Raw genomic sequence first — 15,007 nt, forward strand, 5'->3', positions numbered from 1 at the left:
CCGTGGGAGCGTTGCTATCGCTCCCGCGTCTTGAGGCCGGACAGGACGACGGCGAGGATGATGATGAGTCCGGTCACCACCTGCTGCACATAGGCGTTCACGCCGAGGATGTTCAGGCCGTTGCTCATGACGCCGATGATGCCGACGCCGATCATCGTGCCGCCGAGGTTGGCGGCACCTGACCGGATCACGGTCATGCCGAGGAAGACCGCCGCGACCGAGAACAGCGTGTTGTCGCCGCCCTGCTCCGCTGCGGCACTTCCGAGGCGAGCGGCCAGCAGAATTCCGCCGATCGCCGACACGAAGCCGGCCATCGTGAACGCGAGCAGGCGCGCCCACCGCACGTTGACACCCGAGAGCCGCGCGACCTCGACGTTGCCGCCGATGGCGTGCAGGCGGCGTCCGAGTGTCGTGAACCGCAGCAGCGCCCAGATGATGATCGAGATCGCCACCGCGAAGTAGACGGGAAGGGGCACGTTCAGGAAGCGTCCCTGCCCGAGCGCGTTGAACTCTGCCGGCATCCCGAACACCGTCGTTCCCCCGGTGACGAGGTACGCGAGGCCGATCACCGAGGTCATTGTGGCAAGCGTCGCTACGAACGCCGAAAGATTGAGATATGCGATGAGCACTCCGTTGACCAACCCGACGAGGATCCCCACCGCCAGGCCCGCCCCGATCGCCACGGGCATGGAGTTCTCGTCGAGAAGCATCACCGAGGTGACCGCACCGGCAAGACTCGATGTCGCGCCGACCGACAGGTCGAAGTCACCGAGCACCATGACGATCGTCTGCGCCCCGGCGATGATCGCCAGGATCGAGATCTGGTACAGGATGTTTCGGATGTTCACGAACGACAGGAACGTCTCGGGCCGCATCGCGAAGAAGAAGATGATCAACAGGATGAGGGCGACGACCGTGCCGCTCTGGATGAGGACCCTGCCGGCCGTGCGCGACTGCTGGGCCATGATCGTCCCGGTCCGCGTCGGCTCCTTCTGAACTGTCATGATGTGGACCTTCCGTATGCGTAAGAGAGGAGGAGTTCGTCGTCGGCGCCTTCGGCGGGCACGTCGCCCGCGATCGAGCCTTCGTGCATGATCAGGATTCGATCGCACATCCCGATGAGTTCTGGTAGCTCGGAGCTGACCGCGATCACCGTCGTGCCGGTGGCGGCGAGTTCGCGGATGAGGCGGTAGATCTCGGCCTTGGTGCCGACATCGATACCGCGGGTGGGCTCATCCATGAGCAGAACCTGCGGTTTGCGCGCGAGCATCTTGGCGAGAACCACTTTCTGCTGGTTCCCGCCGGACAGTTCGCCGACCGGCTGGCGGGCGCTCCGCGCCTTGATCTGCAGGTCTGCCATGCCGCGCTTGGCGATCTCAGCGATTCGCCCCCGCGACACCCAGCCGAGTCGACTCACCGATGAGATGTTGGCGAGCGCGATGTTGTCCTGGATCGACGAGCCCAAAAGCACACCCTGGCTGCGGCGTTCCTCCGGCACGAGCGCGACGCCGGCGGCGAGGACTCGTCCGACGCCCGCACGGCGCGGAATGACCTGTCCACCCACGGTGATCGTGCCCGCCTTCGAGGCCTGCGCGCCCGCGAGGATCCGCAGCAATTCGCTCCGTCCGGAGCCTGCCAGCCCTCCGATTCCCAGTACCTCGCCTTTATGCGCGGTGAAGGAGACATCCGTGACGCGCCGGCCGTCCAGCCCCTCGACAACGAGAGTGACCTCGGTCGAGGTCTTCCCCCGCTCGGGATAGAGCGAGTCGGCGTTCCGGCCGACCATGGTCGAGATGACCTCTCCGATGGTGGTGTCCGCGACATCCTTCGTCGTGATCGTCTCGCCGTTACGCATGATCGTGAGACGGTCGCACAGCTCGAAGACCTCTTCGAGGCGGTGCGAGACGTAGACGATCGCGACGCCCTCGTCGCGAAGCGAGCGCAGGACCGTGAATACCTCGCGGATCTCGGTATCGGTGAGCGACGCCGTCGGCTCGTCGAGGATGAGCACGCGCGCGTCCGTCGCGAGCGCACGAGCCACGGCGACCATCGTCTGCTGCACCGGCGAGAGGTCACCGGCGAGCTTACGCATCGAGATCTTCTGGTTCAGTCGGTCGAGCTGCTCTCGCGCCTGACGACGCAGAGCGCGCCCGTTGACGATGCCGGCGCGGCTCGGCAGCTGCTCCCCCAGAAGGACGTTCTCCGCGACCGAGGTCGTCGGAACGATCGAAAGCTCCTGATAGAGCGCGACGATGCCGGCCTTGTGGGCGGCCCGCACGTTGGCGAAGACGACATCTTCACCTTCTCGTCTGATCTGACCGGAGTCCGGGGCGTACAGACCCGTGACCACCTTGATGAGCGTGGACTTACCGGCGCCGTTCTCACCGAGGAGCGCGTGGATCTCGCCCGGCTGGACCGAGAAGCTCACGCCCTTCAGGGCATGCACGCCGTCGAAGCTCTTGGCGATGTCGATCGCCTCGAGAGCGGGCAGCACGTCGGTCGCGACCGCCGCGTCCCCGACCGACGTCATGACGCACTCCCGGCGGCGTCGAGATCGTTGCAGCGGATGACGACCTTGGGATGTGCGCCGCTCATGTGCGCCTCGAACGCGGCGGGTGCATCATCGAGGTCGAAAACCGCGGCGGTGAGCTCGTCGACATCGAGGTGCGGCAGGACCTGCAGCGCCCGTGGGAACGCGTACGGCGACACGAAGATACCCGTGAGCGTCAGTTCTTTCAGGTACAGGTAGTCCGACAGGTTGAGTGGCATCGCGAACTCGGCCGGATACATCGCGCCGTAGATCACCGTGCCGCCCTTGGCCGCAATGTCGAGCAAACCCTGCACAGCGCGCGGCGACCCCGAAGCATCGATCACGATGTCGTATCCTCGGCCGGAGGTGATGGCGTCGGCGCGCTCGAACTGGTTCTCACCGACCGGGTCGATGACGTGCTCGGCGCCGTGGCGGAGGGCCATGTCGCGACGACCTTCGATCGGCTCGATCATCGTGAGCGACGTGGCACCGTACATCTTCATGACCTGGAGCGTGAGCTGACCGATCGGTCCGCCGCCGCAGATCGCCACGCGATCACCGACGCGGATCCGCGTCTTGTCCGCGATCCGCACGGCGACCGAGGTCGGCTCGAGAATGCACCCCTGCAGCAGCGACACATCGTCGGGCAGCCGGTACACCTGCGACTCGTGCCACGTCACGCTCTCGGCCATGCCGGGTCGGTTGTACTCCTGGATGTTCTCGCAGAACTGCTGGCGCCCCTCCTGGCACGGCCGGCAGGTGCCGCAGAACCGCAGGAAGTTTCCCGCGACCCGGTCGCCCACGCGCAGCCCGTTGCGATGCGCGCGCTCGCCCAGTTCTTCAATGACGCCCGAGATCTCATGGCCGAGGCCGATCGGAACATCGGTGCCGAAGAATCCCTCGGCGAGGTGCGGGTCAGACCCGCAGATGGCGGCGTACGCGACGCGGATGCGGACGTCCTCGGGTCCGAGCGGCTGCTCGGGAAAATCCACGACGCCGATGCGGCCGCGGGCATCCGCGTCAGGATCCCGAAGGCTGCCGATCTTGGTGACGGCTACTGTTCTCATGACTCTCCGTTGAGTGGATTCGAGGATGTCCGTCAGCGCTTCGCGGCGATGACGCGTCGGATCGCTGCGATCGTCGCCTCGAGGCCATACCCGTGCTTATCGCGCAGCTGCTCGTCCTCGCCGAAGCCGGCGTAGACCTGGGGGATGCCCAGGCGTTCGAAGGCCGTCAGGTGAACACCGTTGTCGGTGACGACGTCGGCGATGCGGGTGGCGAGCCCACCGTACGCGAGGTGGTCCTCGAGCACGATGAACCGGCCGTCGGTCTCGGCGGCCGACCGGATGATGAGCTCTTCATCGATCGGCTTCAGCGTCCACATGTCGACGACGCGGATGGAGCGGCCGTCCTTGGCCAGTTCGTCCGCGGCGTCCAGGGCCTGGGCGACGGTTGTGCCGTGCGTGAAAATCGTCGCGTCGGTGCCTTCGCGGGCGATGATGCCCTTGCCGATGCGGATGTCCTGCGTGCCGGGTTCGTAGAGGACCTTGTCCTTCTTGCCGACGGCGAGGCGGATGTAGAGCGGTCCCGTCATCGTCATGGACTGACGCAACACCTCGCCCACCATCAGCGGGTCACCGATCGAGGTGACCGTCATGTTGGTGAGCGCACCCATGAGGGTGAGGTCCTCGACGGCGTAGTGCGTCGAGCCGCCGTTGCCAACGAGACCGCCGTGCGTGCCGATGATCTTCACGGGCAGGTTCGGGTAGCAGACGTCGGTGCGGATCTGCTCGAGCGCGCGCATGGAGAGGAACGGGAGCATGCCCGAGACCACGGGGATGTTGCCGTCGTAAGCGAGGCCCGCGCTGATGCCGACGCACGCCTGCTCGGCGAGGCCCACGTCGAGGAAGCGCTCGGGGAACTTGTCGCGGAACTCCACGAGGGTGGCCCCGATGTCGGGGGTCAGGACCCAGAGGTTCGGGTATTCGTCGCCGAGTTCGGCGAGCGTGGTGCCGATGACGGAGCGAGCACCGAGGAACTCGCCGAATGTGAACGTAACGGGCATCAGACGGACTCCTTAACGCGGCTGGCGGAGAGCGCGGCCATGGCGCGCTCGAGGTCGGCGGCGCCGAGCGATCCCGCGTGCCACGCGAGGTTGCGCTCCATGAAGTCGACGCCCTTGCCCTTGACCGTCTCGCAGATGACAACGGTGGGCTTCTTGCTATCGGTTGCGGGAAGACTGTCGATCGCGCCGACGAGCGCCCCCATGTCGTGACCGTCGATGTGGATGACGTTCCATCCGAACGCGGCCCACTTCTCGGGGTAGGGCTCGAGCGTGACGCGCTCCTCGTCGAAGCTCGTCATGAGCTGTCGGTTGCGGTCGATGAAGGCGACGAGGTTGCCGAGCTTGTTCGAGCTGGCGGCGAGCGCCGCCTCCCAGACGGAGCCTTCGCCGGTCTCGCCGTCACCCATCAGGGTCACGACGCGATGGCTCTCGCCACGGCCGCGGGCGCTGAGCGCCATCCCGACCGCGAGCGGCAGGCCGTGACCGAGCGAACCCGTCGACGCCTCCACTCCCGGAAGCTGAACCTTGCAGGGGTGCATACCGTAGGCGCTGTCGAGCTGTCCGTACGTGTCGACGATTCCGTCGTACGAGAAGAAGCCGCGGATCGCCATCGCGATGTACATCGCCACGGCCGCGTGCCCCTTGCTGAGCACGAAGCGGTCGCGGGACGGGTTGGTGAGATCGGTCGGATCGACCGTCAACCCGTACTCGAACAGCGCGGTGAAGATGTCCGCTGACGACAGGTCCCCGCCGATGTGCACCGCACCCTCGTACGTGCCGCACAGGTGCAGCAGCTTCTGGCGAAGCTCGAATGCGAGATCCTCCAGCTGCGCCACATCGCGGCGTTCGCCCACGGGAACAAGGCTCTCTCGAACCATCCTCTGCCTCCTCTTTGATGACATGGATGTCGATGCGTGCAGCACATCTGCGTCGCCATCGACCGTGTCAGCCGGGCCCGAGGGGGGCTGACCTGGGAGACGTTAGCACGAACTCATTTACAGGTAAACAAGAATGGAGGTAAACTTCAGGAAGGTCGAAGACGACTTCATGAAACCTGAGACCGACACCCGAAACCCGTGCCATCATGGCGCAGGTGAAGGCAGCACGCTTTTGTTCGACAAACACACAGAGAGGTGGGTGGTCGGCTTGTCCGACACGTTGAGTACTGAAGCCCCCGTCCGTACAGGACTGTTCATCGGTGGCCAGGAACGGCAGACAGCGGAGACGATCTCGGTCGCCGACCCGGCGAAGCCCGGAGTCGTCGTGGGCGAGGCTGCCGCAGCTTCCGCCGCCGATGTCGCCGATGCCGTTGCGGCCGCGAAGGCGGCGTACCCGGCCTGGTCGGCCCTGTCGACCGCCGAGCGCGCGCGCCAGATGGCCGACGCCATCGCCGGGATCGCGGACGATCGCGACACCGATGCCGCAATCCTGTCGCAGGAGAACGGCAAGATCCGTATGGAGTCCTGGGTCGACGCCCTGGTGTTCGAGATCCGCTGGAATCTCGCGCTCATGATCGCCGACGAGGTCGACGCCGGCAAGACGCTCCCCGTCGTTCCCGGTATCCCGGTCACGACCGAGGTGTCGTACCAGTCGCTCGGGGTCGTGACCATCATCGTGCCGTTCAACTGGCCGATCGCGATCCTCGCGGCCTCCCTCCCGCACGCTCTCCTCGCGGGAAACACCGTGATCGTCAAGCCACCGCCCTCGGCGCCGCTGGCGACGACCCGGGTCGTGCAGCGGGTGGCTGAGAAGCTTCCCGCGGGTGTGCTGAACGTCGTGACGGGCAAGGACGAGAACATGGGTGCTCTCATCCAGAACCCGGACATCGCGAAGGTCTGCTTCACAGGGTCCGTCAACGGTGGCAAGCGGATCATGGAGATGGCGGCGAAGTCGCTGACCCGCGTGACGCTCGAGCTCGGTGGCAACGACGCGGCGATCTTCGCCGAGGACGCCATCATCGACGACGTGCACCTCGACCGGCTGTACGCGGCGATCTTCGACTCCACGGGCCAGATCTGCATGAATGCCAAGCGCATCTACGTGCACCGCTCCCGGATGCAGGAGGTGGTGGACGGTCTGTCGGCACGACTCGAGAAGGCCGTCATCGGCTACGGGCTCGACGAGGGCACCACGATGGGTCCGCTCCACTCCCCGGTGCAGAAGGCGTTCGTCGAGGAGATCATCGAAGAGGCCAAGGACTCCGGCGCGACCGTGCTCGAATTCGGGGAGCTGCCCGGCGGCGACCTCGCCGGCGGTAACTTCCTGCGCCCCGCGATCGTGGTCGACCCCGACCCGGAACTGCGGGTCGTGACGCAGGAGCAGTTCGGCCCGGTCATCCCGATCATCCCGTTCGACACCGAAGAGGAGGCCGTCCACGTCGCCAACGACACCTGGGGCGGACTCTGCGGCAGCGTCTGGACGGCCGACCCGGCCACCGCGACGCGTATCGGCAACCAGCTGGTTTGCGGATACGTCTTCGTCAACGATCACGGAGCAACGCGGCTCGACCTGCGCGCCCCGTTCGGCGGCATGAAGCAGTCGGGCATCGGGCGCGAACAGGGTATCGAGGGCATTCGGGCGTTCCAGGACACCCGGTCGATCGGGGTCATCGACCCCGAGGCTCTCGCACAGATGGCGCACTGAGCGATCGTTTCGGCGCGGCATCCGGATTCTCAGGACATCGGATGCCGCGCCGACGCGTATCTCCCGAGTAGTGCTGCTCTCCGCACCGATGACACGAAAGGACAGCGATGACGGACGTGCCGCAGACCGGTGCTGGGCGAGAGTCCGGACTGATCACTGATCCATTGCCGAACTCCATCGACCCCGATCACTTCACCCCGCGCTTGCTTGCGTTGCTCTCCAACGCGCTCGTCTGGCGGGAGTCCCACGAGCTTCGTCGACGCTTCGGGCTCGGCACGAACGACTGGCGCGTCATCTCGTCACTCGGGCTGCGACCCGGGATGGCGGCTACGGACGTCGCAGAATTCACCTCGATGAACAAGGCGGTCGTCTCGAAGAGCGTCGGTGTGCTCACCGACCGCCGACTGATCGAACTCTCGGACGGTCCCCGCGGGTCGCGGCCGATGTTCCTGACGCGTGCCGGTGCCGAGATGCACGATCTCATGATGCCCGTCTCGCTGCGCGGGCAGGAGATCGTCCTCTCCCACCTCGAGCCCGCACAGATCACGCAACTCAACGATCTCTTGCTCGCGATGCTGAAAGAAACCCGCGCGCTCATGACCCTCGAGAGTGAGGCCGGCGTCGCATCGGCCGCACGGAACGAACGCGCCTGAGCCGACGCATCCGATTTCCCTCTGGACATTCCCTATGTAGATAGGTAATGTCGCAGACAGGAAGCGCGAAGACGCGTTCCGTACTGAGAGCGGAAAGGACCTCGATCAGTGTCACGTTCTACTCAGCCGGTCAATAAGGCCGCAGCTTTGGAATTGGTCAGCAACTACTCCCTCGAGATGACCGGCAAGGATGTCCCGGGCCTCATCGAGGCGAAGGATTCCATCCCCGCCGGCACGAAGATCAACGTCACGTTCCTCGGCAACGAGGACCTCGAGATGCGGGTCACCGCCTCGAAGGCCGTCCGCGACATGGGCTTCATCCCGGTCCCGCACATCTCGGCCCGCCGCCTGTCGTCGCAGGACCAGCTGGAGGAGTTCCTTGGCCGCCTGCAGGAAGTCGGCGCGACCGACAGCGTCTTCGCCGTCGGCGGCGACCCGGCCGAGCCCGAGGGCCCGTACCCCGACTCGCTGTCGGTCATCCAGACCGGCCTCCTGCAGAAGTACGGCGTCAAGGAAGTTTCGATCGCCGGCTACCCCGAGGGCCACCCCGACATCGCGAAGGACGTGCTCTGGCGTCACCTCGAGGACAAGTCGGCCGCCCTCAAGGAACAGGGCCTCGACGCGACGATCCTCACCCAGTTCGCCTTCGACACCGACCCGGTGATCGAGTGGGTCCAGGGCGTTCGCAGCCGTGGCATCGAATCGGCGATCCGCATCGGCACTCCCGGCCCCGCCGGCATCAAGCGCCTGATCAACTTCGCCCGCCGCTTCGGCGTCGGCGCGAACGCGATGATCGTGAAGAAGTACGGCTTCTCGCTCACGAACCTCATGGGTACCGCCGGCCCCGACAAGTTCGTCACGGACCTGTCGGCACTGCTCGCCGCGGACCCCGCCTCGGGCGAGGTGAAACTGCACTTCTACACCTTCGGTGGGCTCAAGGCCACGGCAGACTGGGCACACCAGTACGTCGACGGAATGAGCTGAGGACACTGTGAGCACGCACATCGCAGCCCGGATGGATCAGGCCTGCCTGATCGTCCACGGGCCGGATCAGCCGGGGATCGTCTCGGCCGTCTCGGCCCTGATCACCCGTAACGAGGGCAACATCGTCTCGTTGGATCAGTACTCGGACGACGCGAACGGCGGCGCGTTCTTCCAGCGCGTCGTCTTCCACCGCCCCAACCTGACGGCGGCGTTCGATGACATCTCGGCGGATCTGACCGAGACGATCACGCCGCTCGGCCTCGAGTGGAACCTCACCGACCGCTCGGTGCCGAAGCGGATGGCGATCCTCGCGTCGACATCCGACCACTGCCTGCTCGAGCTGCTGTGGCGTCACCGCCGCGGCGAGCTGAACGTCACGATCCCGATGGTGATCTCGAACCACACCAACACGGCGGATGACGTGCGCTCGTTCGGCATCCCGTTCTTCCACGTCCCGTCACAGGGGCCGGACAAGTCGGCCGCCGAGGCCGAGATCGTGCGCCTGTTGGCCGGGAACGTCGATTTCGTGGTGCTGGCGCGGTACATGCAGATCCTGTCGGACGACTTCATCAACGACGTCGGCGTCCCGGTGATCAACATCCACCACTCGTTCCTCCCCGCCTTCATCGGCGCGGGGCCCTATAAGAAGGCCAAGGAGCGCGGAGTGAAGCTGATCGGTGCGACCAGCCACTACGTGACCAAGGACCTCGACGAGGGCCCGATCATCGAGCAGGACGTCGCCCGGGTGACCCACGCGCATAGCGCCGGGGACCTGCAGGCACGCGGTGCCTACGTCGAGCGCGCGGTTCTCTCGCGCGCCGTCGAATGGCACGCCGACGATCGCGTCATCCGGCACGGCAACCACACCATCGTTTTCTAACCCAACCCGCGAGCACCCGCTCGCATCCCCAAAGAGAGAGGTCCAACGTGGCACCTAAGAACCTGCAGGAAGTCATCGACGCGGCGGGAAGCCCCGTCGAACTCCTGCGCAACTCGCAGATCGGCTCGTACATCTACCCGGTCGTTCCGGCCGACTTCCAGAACTGGATCAAGGAGCAGAAGGCCTGGCGCGACACCGCCGTGCTCTACGACCAGTCGCACCACATGGACAACGTGTTCCTCAAGGGATCCGATGCCATCAAGTTGATCTCGGACACCGCGATCAACTCGGTCGCGAACTTCGCGGTCAACAAGGCCAAGCAGTACGTTCCGACCACCGCGTCGGGTCACGTCATCGGTGACGGCATCCTCTTCCGCGAGGCCGAGGACGAGTACGTGTACGTCGGCCGCGCGCCCGCATCGAACTGGCTGATGTTCCACGGCGAGACCGGCGGATACCAGAACCTCGAGGTCGTCGTCGACCGCCGTTCGCCCTCGCGCCCCTACGGCGATGCCGTTTCGCGCAAGTACTACCGCTTCCAGATCCAGGGCCCGAACGCGTGGGCCGTCATCGAGAAGCTCAACGGCGGACCGCTCGAGAAGCTCGGCTTCTTCAACATGTCCGAGATGAAGATCGGCAACATGAACGTCCGCACACTCCGCCACGGTATGGCCGGAGCACCCGGACTCGAGATCTGGGGCCCGTACGCCGAGCACCACCAGATCCGCGACCTGATCGTCGAGGCCGGCCAGGAGTTCGGTCTGCTGCCCGTCGGATCGCGCGCCTACCCCTCGAACACGCTCGAGTCGGGCTGGATCCCCTCGCCCCTCCCCGCCATCTACACCGGCGCCGAGGAGCAGGCCTACCGCGAGTGGCTGCCCGCCGACAGCTACGAGGCGACCGGTACGCTCGCCGGTTCGTTCGTGTCGGACAACATCGAGGACTACTACCTGACGCCGTGGGAGCTCGGTTACGGCTCGTTCGTGAAGTTCGACCACGACTTCATCGGTCGCGACGCGCTCGAGAAGATGGACCAGAGCTCGCAGCGCAAGAAGGTCACGCTGGCCTGGGACGCCGAGGACCTGGGCAAGGTCTGGACGTCGCTGCTGAACGTCGACGGCCCGAACTACAAGTTCTTCGACCTGCCGCTGGCCAACTACGGCTCGGCGAACTACGACTCCGTCGTGGACGCCGATGGCACGGTCGTCGGTTACTCGATGTTCACCGGCTACTCCTCCAACGAGCGCCGCGGCCTGTCCCTCGCCACCATCGACCCGTCGGTACCCGAGGGCACCGAGCTGAAGGTCGTCTGGGGCGAGCCGAACGGCGGCACCAAGAAGGCCTCCGTCGAGCCGCACGAGCAGACCGAGGTCCGCGCCGTGGTCAGCCCGATCCCCTACTCGACCGTCGCCCGCGCGACGTACCAGGGCGGTTGGCGCACGGGCTACTCGGACTGAGTAGCTGATTGACCCGAGGGGGTCCGGGCGACAGCTCGGGCCCCCTCGCACCATTCCCGCACTGCGGGATTGCTAACCTCGGGTGACCGTCGAAGAGGAGGACAGATGAGCCTGCGTTACGCACTGCTCGCCCTCCTGCGCGTGGGCCCGCAGTCGGGGTACGACCTGCAGAAGCAGTTCTCGCTTTCGGTCGGCCACGTCTGGCATGCCCCCGACTCCCAGATCTACCCCGAATTGCGCAAGATGGAGTCCGAGGGACTCGTCGAGGGCGAGGATCAGCTGCGCGGTGAGCGCGGCACCCGCCGCGTCTACCATGTGACCCCCGCGGGTGACGCCGCGTTCGTCGCCTGGATGGCCGCACCGCTCGACTATCAGCGTGTTCGGGATCCCGCGCACCTGCGCGCCGCGTATCTCGAGGTCGCGGCACCCGACGAAGCTCGCGCATTCTTGCGTGCGCACATCGCGCAATGGGAGAGCGAGCTCGAGCAGTGGGAGGGGGAGCTCCGCCGCATCGACGCGCGCGACAACCCCATGCTGATGCGCCGCCTCGCCGTCACTCCTCCCGAGCAGCAGGATCGCACGGTGGCGTACAAGCGCTTCGCCTACGAGGGCCTCGTCGACCGCGCGCGGGGCGAGATCGAGTGGGCGCGCCGCGGCCTCGACCTGGTCGACGCGCTCGAGTCCTAGGCATCCGCACAGCGCTCGCCACCCCTGCCCTCTGCGCACAGCTGGCACCATTCGGGCGAAACACCCCATCTGCGGCGAAACACCCCTCGCCACAGGGTGTCTCGACGCGAAAAGGGTGTTTCGGCGAGGTGGTGAACGCGCGGGTTCGAAGCAGGGCCGCCCGGGGCGCTCAGTACACGTACTCCATCAGGTCGACGCCGAGCGTGCGGAACGCGTCATGCGCGCGCAAGCGGTGCGCGATCGAGAGGTCGTCGAAGCAGACGATGAGAGCATAGGCGACACCCGCGCGGGGGCCGGCCAGCACACCCGCCTCAGCACGCACCCCGGCATCCCGTCCCGTCTTGTTCACGAACAGCAGCCCGTGGTCGTCCTCGTGCGCGAAGGGATCGAGACCTGTGGCGGATGCGACGAGGCTCAGATCCTCGTTCAGGCTCAACCACTCCGAAACCTGCGCGCTGACGGCCGCGTTGACGAGGCTTGTGTTGACCATGGCAGCGAAGAGCCCGGCGAGCTCGCGAGCCGAACCCAGAGCGAAGTGCGGTGCATCGTCGGGGCCGCGACGGTCGCGCAGGCGGTCGAGCAGTGCCACGCGTTCGAGCCCGAGCCCTTTGATCCGGGCGTGGACGCTCTCGAGACCCACGCGGTCGAGCAGCAGATTCACCGCAAGCGAATCGCCCGTCGCGGCGGCGAGCACCGCGAGATCGCAGAGCGGCAGCGCGGGGGCACGCAGATGGCGCCACACCCCGGCACCCTCCACCTGCTCGATGCGGGCGCGCTCGACGATCTCGAGGGGGTCGAGCGATCCGTCATCGAAACGGGCGGCGACCTCGATGAGGAGCGGCAGGATGCCGAGACCGCCGATCGGGCTCGTCAGGAAGTCGTCCCCCGCGAGCACGATCTTGTCGGTGTCGAGATCTGCCACATGCACCGAGACGCGAGCACCCGACACAGCGAGCGCGTCGAGCGCCTTCAGCGATGATGCGAAGGAGCGGCGGCCGGCAGCGGCGCGGCGGTTCGTGCGATGCGCGCCGCGGCGCGACCCAGGCCGGGACGATGCGTCCCGGAGTGGCTCAGGCGGCGTACCCACGAGGGGCGTCCTTCCGATGCAGGTTATGAGAGGGGTGTCACCAGATCGTGACACGTTCCGCTGGATCGAGCCAGAGGGCATCGTCGGCCGTCACGTCGAAAGCGTCGTAGAACGCGTCGATGTTCCGGACGATCTGGTTGCAGCGGAACTCGTTGGGCGAGTGCGGGTCGATCGTCAGCAGACGGATGGTTTCGGCATCCCGTCCCTTCTGCTGCCAGACCTGCGCCCACGACAACAGGAGCCGCTGCGTGCCGGTGCAGCCCTCGATGACCGGTGATTCCTCGCCCCCGAGCGACAGTTCGTACGCTTTCAGCGCGATGCCGAGGCCACCCAGGTCGCCGATGTTCTCGCCGATCGTCAGCGCACCGTTGACGTGATGCTCGGGAAGACCCACAGGCGACAAGCCGTCGTACTGCGCGATCAGACTCGATGTGCGCTCTTCGAAAGCGGCACGATCGGCATCCGTCCACCAGTCGTGCAGACGCCCGTCGCCGTCGAACCGGCTGCCCTGATCGTCGAAGCCGTGCCCGATCTCGTGGCCGATGACTGCGCCGATGCCCCCGTAGTTCGCGGCGGCGTCGCGATCGGCGTCGAAGAACGGGTACTGCAGAATCGCCGCGGGGAACACGATCTCGTTCATCAACGGGTTGTAGTACGCGTTGACCGTCTGCGGCGTCATGTGCCACTCGTCGCGGTCGATGGGGCCGCCGACCTTGGCGAGCTGGCGGTCGTGCTCGGCGACGTGAGCGCGCCGGACGTTGCCCACGAGGTCGGCGGCGTCGATCTCGAGCGCGTCGTAGTCGCGCCACACATCGGGGTAGCCGATCTTCGGTGTGAACTTGTCGAGCTTCTCCAGCGCGCGCTCGCGCGTCTCGGGGCTCATCCACGGAAGGTCCGTGATGCTCTGCCGGTAGGCCTCGATGAGGTTCGCGACGAGTTCGTCCATCGCCTCTTTCGCCGTGGGCGGGAAGTGACGCTCGACGTAGACCTTGCCGATCGCCTCACCCAGGGCGGCCTGGGTCAGGCTCACGCCGCGCTTCCAGCGCTCGCGGTTGACCGGCACGCCGGTCATCTGTGTTCCGAAGAACGCGAAGTTCTCGGCGACGAACTCGTCCGACAGGAACGCGGCGGCGGCGTGGACGACCTTGAAGGCGAGCCAGGCACGCCAGTCCTCGAGCCGCTCTTCGGTGAGGAGCGGTCCGAGTCCTTCGACGAAGCTCGGCTGCGACACGACGACCTCGGCGAAGGCCTCTTCGTGCCCCGGCGCGACGGCAGACAGCCACGGCGCGAGATCGACACCGGCGAGAGCCACGAAGTCGTCCCAGGTCATCAGGTTGTAGGTCGCGACCGCGTCGCGGCTCTTGACGTTGTCCCAGTGGTGGGTGGCGAGTTCGGTCTCGAGCGCGAATATGCGGTCCGCGGTGGCGGAGACATCCGCGACACCGGCGAGCTCCAGCATCCGTTCGATGTGTGCGCGGTACGCGAGTCGGAGTTCGGCGAAGTTCGGCAGACGGTAGTAGCTCTCGTCGGGGAGGGTGATGCCGCCCTGCAGGAAGAACGGGACGTAGCGGTCCGGCGAGCCCGGGTCTGGCTCGACGTACAGGCCGAGGAGTCCCCCGACGCCCTCTCGCTCGAGGTCGCCGATGACGGTCAGCAGGCCGCTCAGGTCTTCGATCGCGGCGATGCGCTCGAGCTGCGGGGCGATCGGGCTCGCGCCCAGCTCGGCGATCCGCTCGGTATCCATGAAGCTCGTGAAGAGGTCACCGATCTTGCGCGTCTCCGTGCCTGCTTCGGCGAGCTGTGACTGCTCGATGATCTCGCGCACATGCTCTTCGGCCTGCTCGGCGAGAGCGTGGAAAGACCCCCAGCGCGCCTTGTCGTCGGGGATCTCGGTTCTCTCGAGCCACCCGCCGTTGACGTGGCGAAAAAGGTCGTCCTGGGGGCGGATCTCGGAGCTCAAATCATCAAGCGCGAGACCGGAGCGGAGCGCGTCGGCCATACGTTCCAGAATAGGGCGCGAC

The 15,007-nt window shown here is 66.3% G+C and carries 13 protein-coding genes; 6 read left to right on the forward strand and 7 right to left on the reverse strand.

All coding sequences use genetic code 11. From position 1 onward, the window contains the following. Nucleotides 1–14: 14 nt before the first annotated feature. The 5 genes from ACIQ0W_RS01130 to ACIQ0W_RS01150 are packed head-to-tail and all read right to left on the reverse strand — an operon-like array spanning nt 15 to nt 5,473. Nucleotides 15–1,004 carry an ABC transporter permease gene (locus tag ACIQ0W_RS01130; RefSeq protein WP_051513498.1) on the reverse strand — a complete coding sequence of 330 codons (990 nt, stop codon included), beginning with the start codon at nt 1,002–1,004 and terminating at the stop codon, nt 15–17. Then, nucleotides 1,001–2,530: a sugar ABC transporter ATP-binding protein gene (locus tag ACIQ0W_RS01135; protein ID WP_396641063.1), complete on the reverse strand. Its 1,530-nt coding sequence runs from the start codon at nt 2,528–2,530 to the stop codon at nt 1,001–1,003. Before ACIQ0W_RS01135 ends, ACIQ0W_RS01130 begins: the two co-directional genes overlap by 4 nt. Next, on the reverse strand, nt 2,527–3,597 hold the full coding sequence (locus tag ACIQ0W_RS01140) for a zinc-binding dehydrogenase (RefSeq protein WP_396641064.1): 1,071 nt from the start codon (nt 3,595–3,597) through the stop codon (nt 2,527–2,529). Before ACIQ0W_RS01140 ends, ACIQ0W_RS01135 begins: the two co-directional genes overlap by 4 nt. A gap of 32 nt (nt 3,598–3,629) precedes the next feature. After that, nucleotides 3,630–4,595: a transketolase family protein gene (locus ACIQ0W_RS01145; protein WP_051513503.1), complete on the reverse strand. Its 966-nt coding sequence runs from the start codon at nt 4,593–4,595 to the stop codon at nt 3,630–3,632. After that, a complete protein-coding gene (locus tag ACIQ0W_RS01150) occupies nt 4,595–5,473 on the reverse strand; it encodes a transketolase (protein ID WP_100814690.1) in 879 nt (292 codons plus the stop codon). The genes ACIQ0W_RS01145 and ACIQ0W_RS01150 overlap by 1 nt, the downstream gene beginning before the upstream one ends. A 280-nt stretch (nt 5,474–5,753) precedes the next feature. Between ACIQ0W_RS01150 and ACIQ0W_RS01155 the strand changes: the two genes are divergently transcribed. From ACIQ0W_RS01155 to ACIQ0W_RS01180, 6 genes are all read left to right on the forward strand, one after another. Continuing rightward, the gene (locus ACIQ0W_RS01155) at nt 5,754–7,238 is read left to right on the forward strand and encodes an aldehyde dehydrogenase family protein (protein ID WP_396641065.1); all 1,485 of its coding nucleotides are present in this window, start codon (nt 5,754–5,756) and stop codon (nt 7,236–7,238) included. Between the two features lie 107 nt (nt 7,239–7,345). Then, complete coding sequence (locus ACIQ0W_RS01160) at nt 7,346–7,891, forward strand: MarR family winged helix-turn-helix transcriptional regulator (RefSeq protein WP_100814689.1); 546 nt, start codon at nt 7,346–7,348, stop codon at nt 7,889–7,891. 177 nt (nt 7,892–8,068) lie between these two features. Beyond that, nucleotides 8,069–8,875, forward strand: coding sequence for a methylenetetrahydrofolate reductase (locus ACIQ0W_RS01165; protein ID WP_396641154.1), 807 nt, complete (start codon nt 8,069–8,071; stop codon nt 8,873–8,875). A 31-nt stretch (nt 8,876–8,906) separates the two neighbouring features. Beyond that, a complete protein-coding gene (gene purU / locus ACIQ0W_RS01170) occupies nt 8,907–9,755 on the forward strand; it encodes a formyltetrahydrofolate deformylase (protein WP_396641155.1) in 849 nt (282 codons plus the stop codon). A 47-nt stretch (nt 9,756–9,802) separates the two neighbouring features. Beyond that, nucleotides 9,803–11,212, forward strand: coding sequence for an aminomethyl transferase family protein (locus tag ACIQ0W_RS01175; protein WP_396641066.1), 1,410 nt, complete (start codon nt 9,803–9,805; stop codon nt 11,210–11,212). A gap of 105 nt (nt 11,213–11,317) precedes the next feature. Beyond that, entirely contained in the window at nt 11,318–11,899 is a 582-nt protein-coding gene (locus ACIQ0W_RS01180; RefSeq protein ID WP_396641067.1) for a PadR family transcriptional regulator, read from the forward strand. A gap of 169 nt (nt 11,900–12,068) precedes the next feature. Here the strand turns inward: ACIQ0W_RS01180 and ACIQ0W_RS01185 are convergent, their stop codons facing one another. Further along, nucleotides 12,069–12,986 (reverse strand): serine hydrolase, encoded by a 918-nt coding sequence (locus tag ACIQ0W_RS01185; protein ID WP_396641068.1) that lies wholly within the window; start codon nt 12,984–12,986, stop codon nt 12,069–12,071. Between the two features lie 37 nt (nt 12,987–13,023). Next, entirely contained in the window at nt 13,024–14,985 is a 1,962-nt protein-coding gene (locus ACIQ0W_RS01190; RefSeq protein ID WP_396641069.1) for a M13 family metallopeptidase, read from the reverse strand. Nucleotides 14,986–15,007 lie beyond the last annotated feature (22 nt).

It is taken from the genome of Microbacterium sp. (genome assembly GCF_044340635.1).
Classification (GTDB): domain Bacteria; phylum Actinomycetota; class Actinomycetes; order Actinomycetales; family Microbacteriaceae; genus Microbacterium.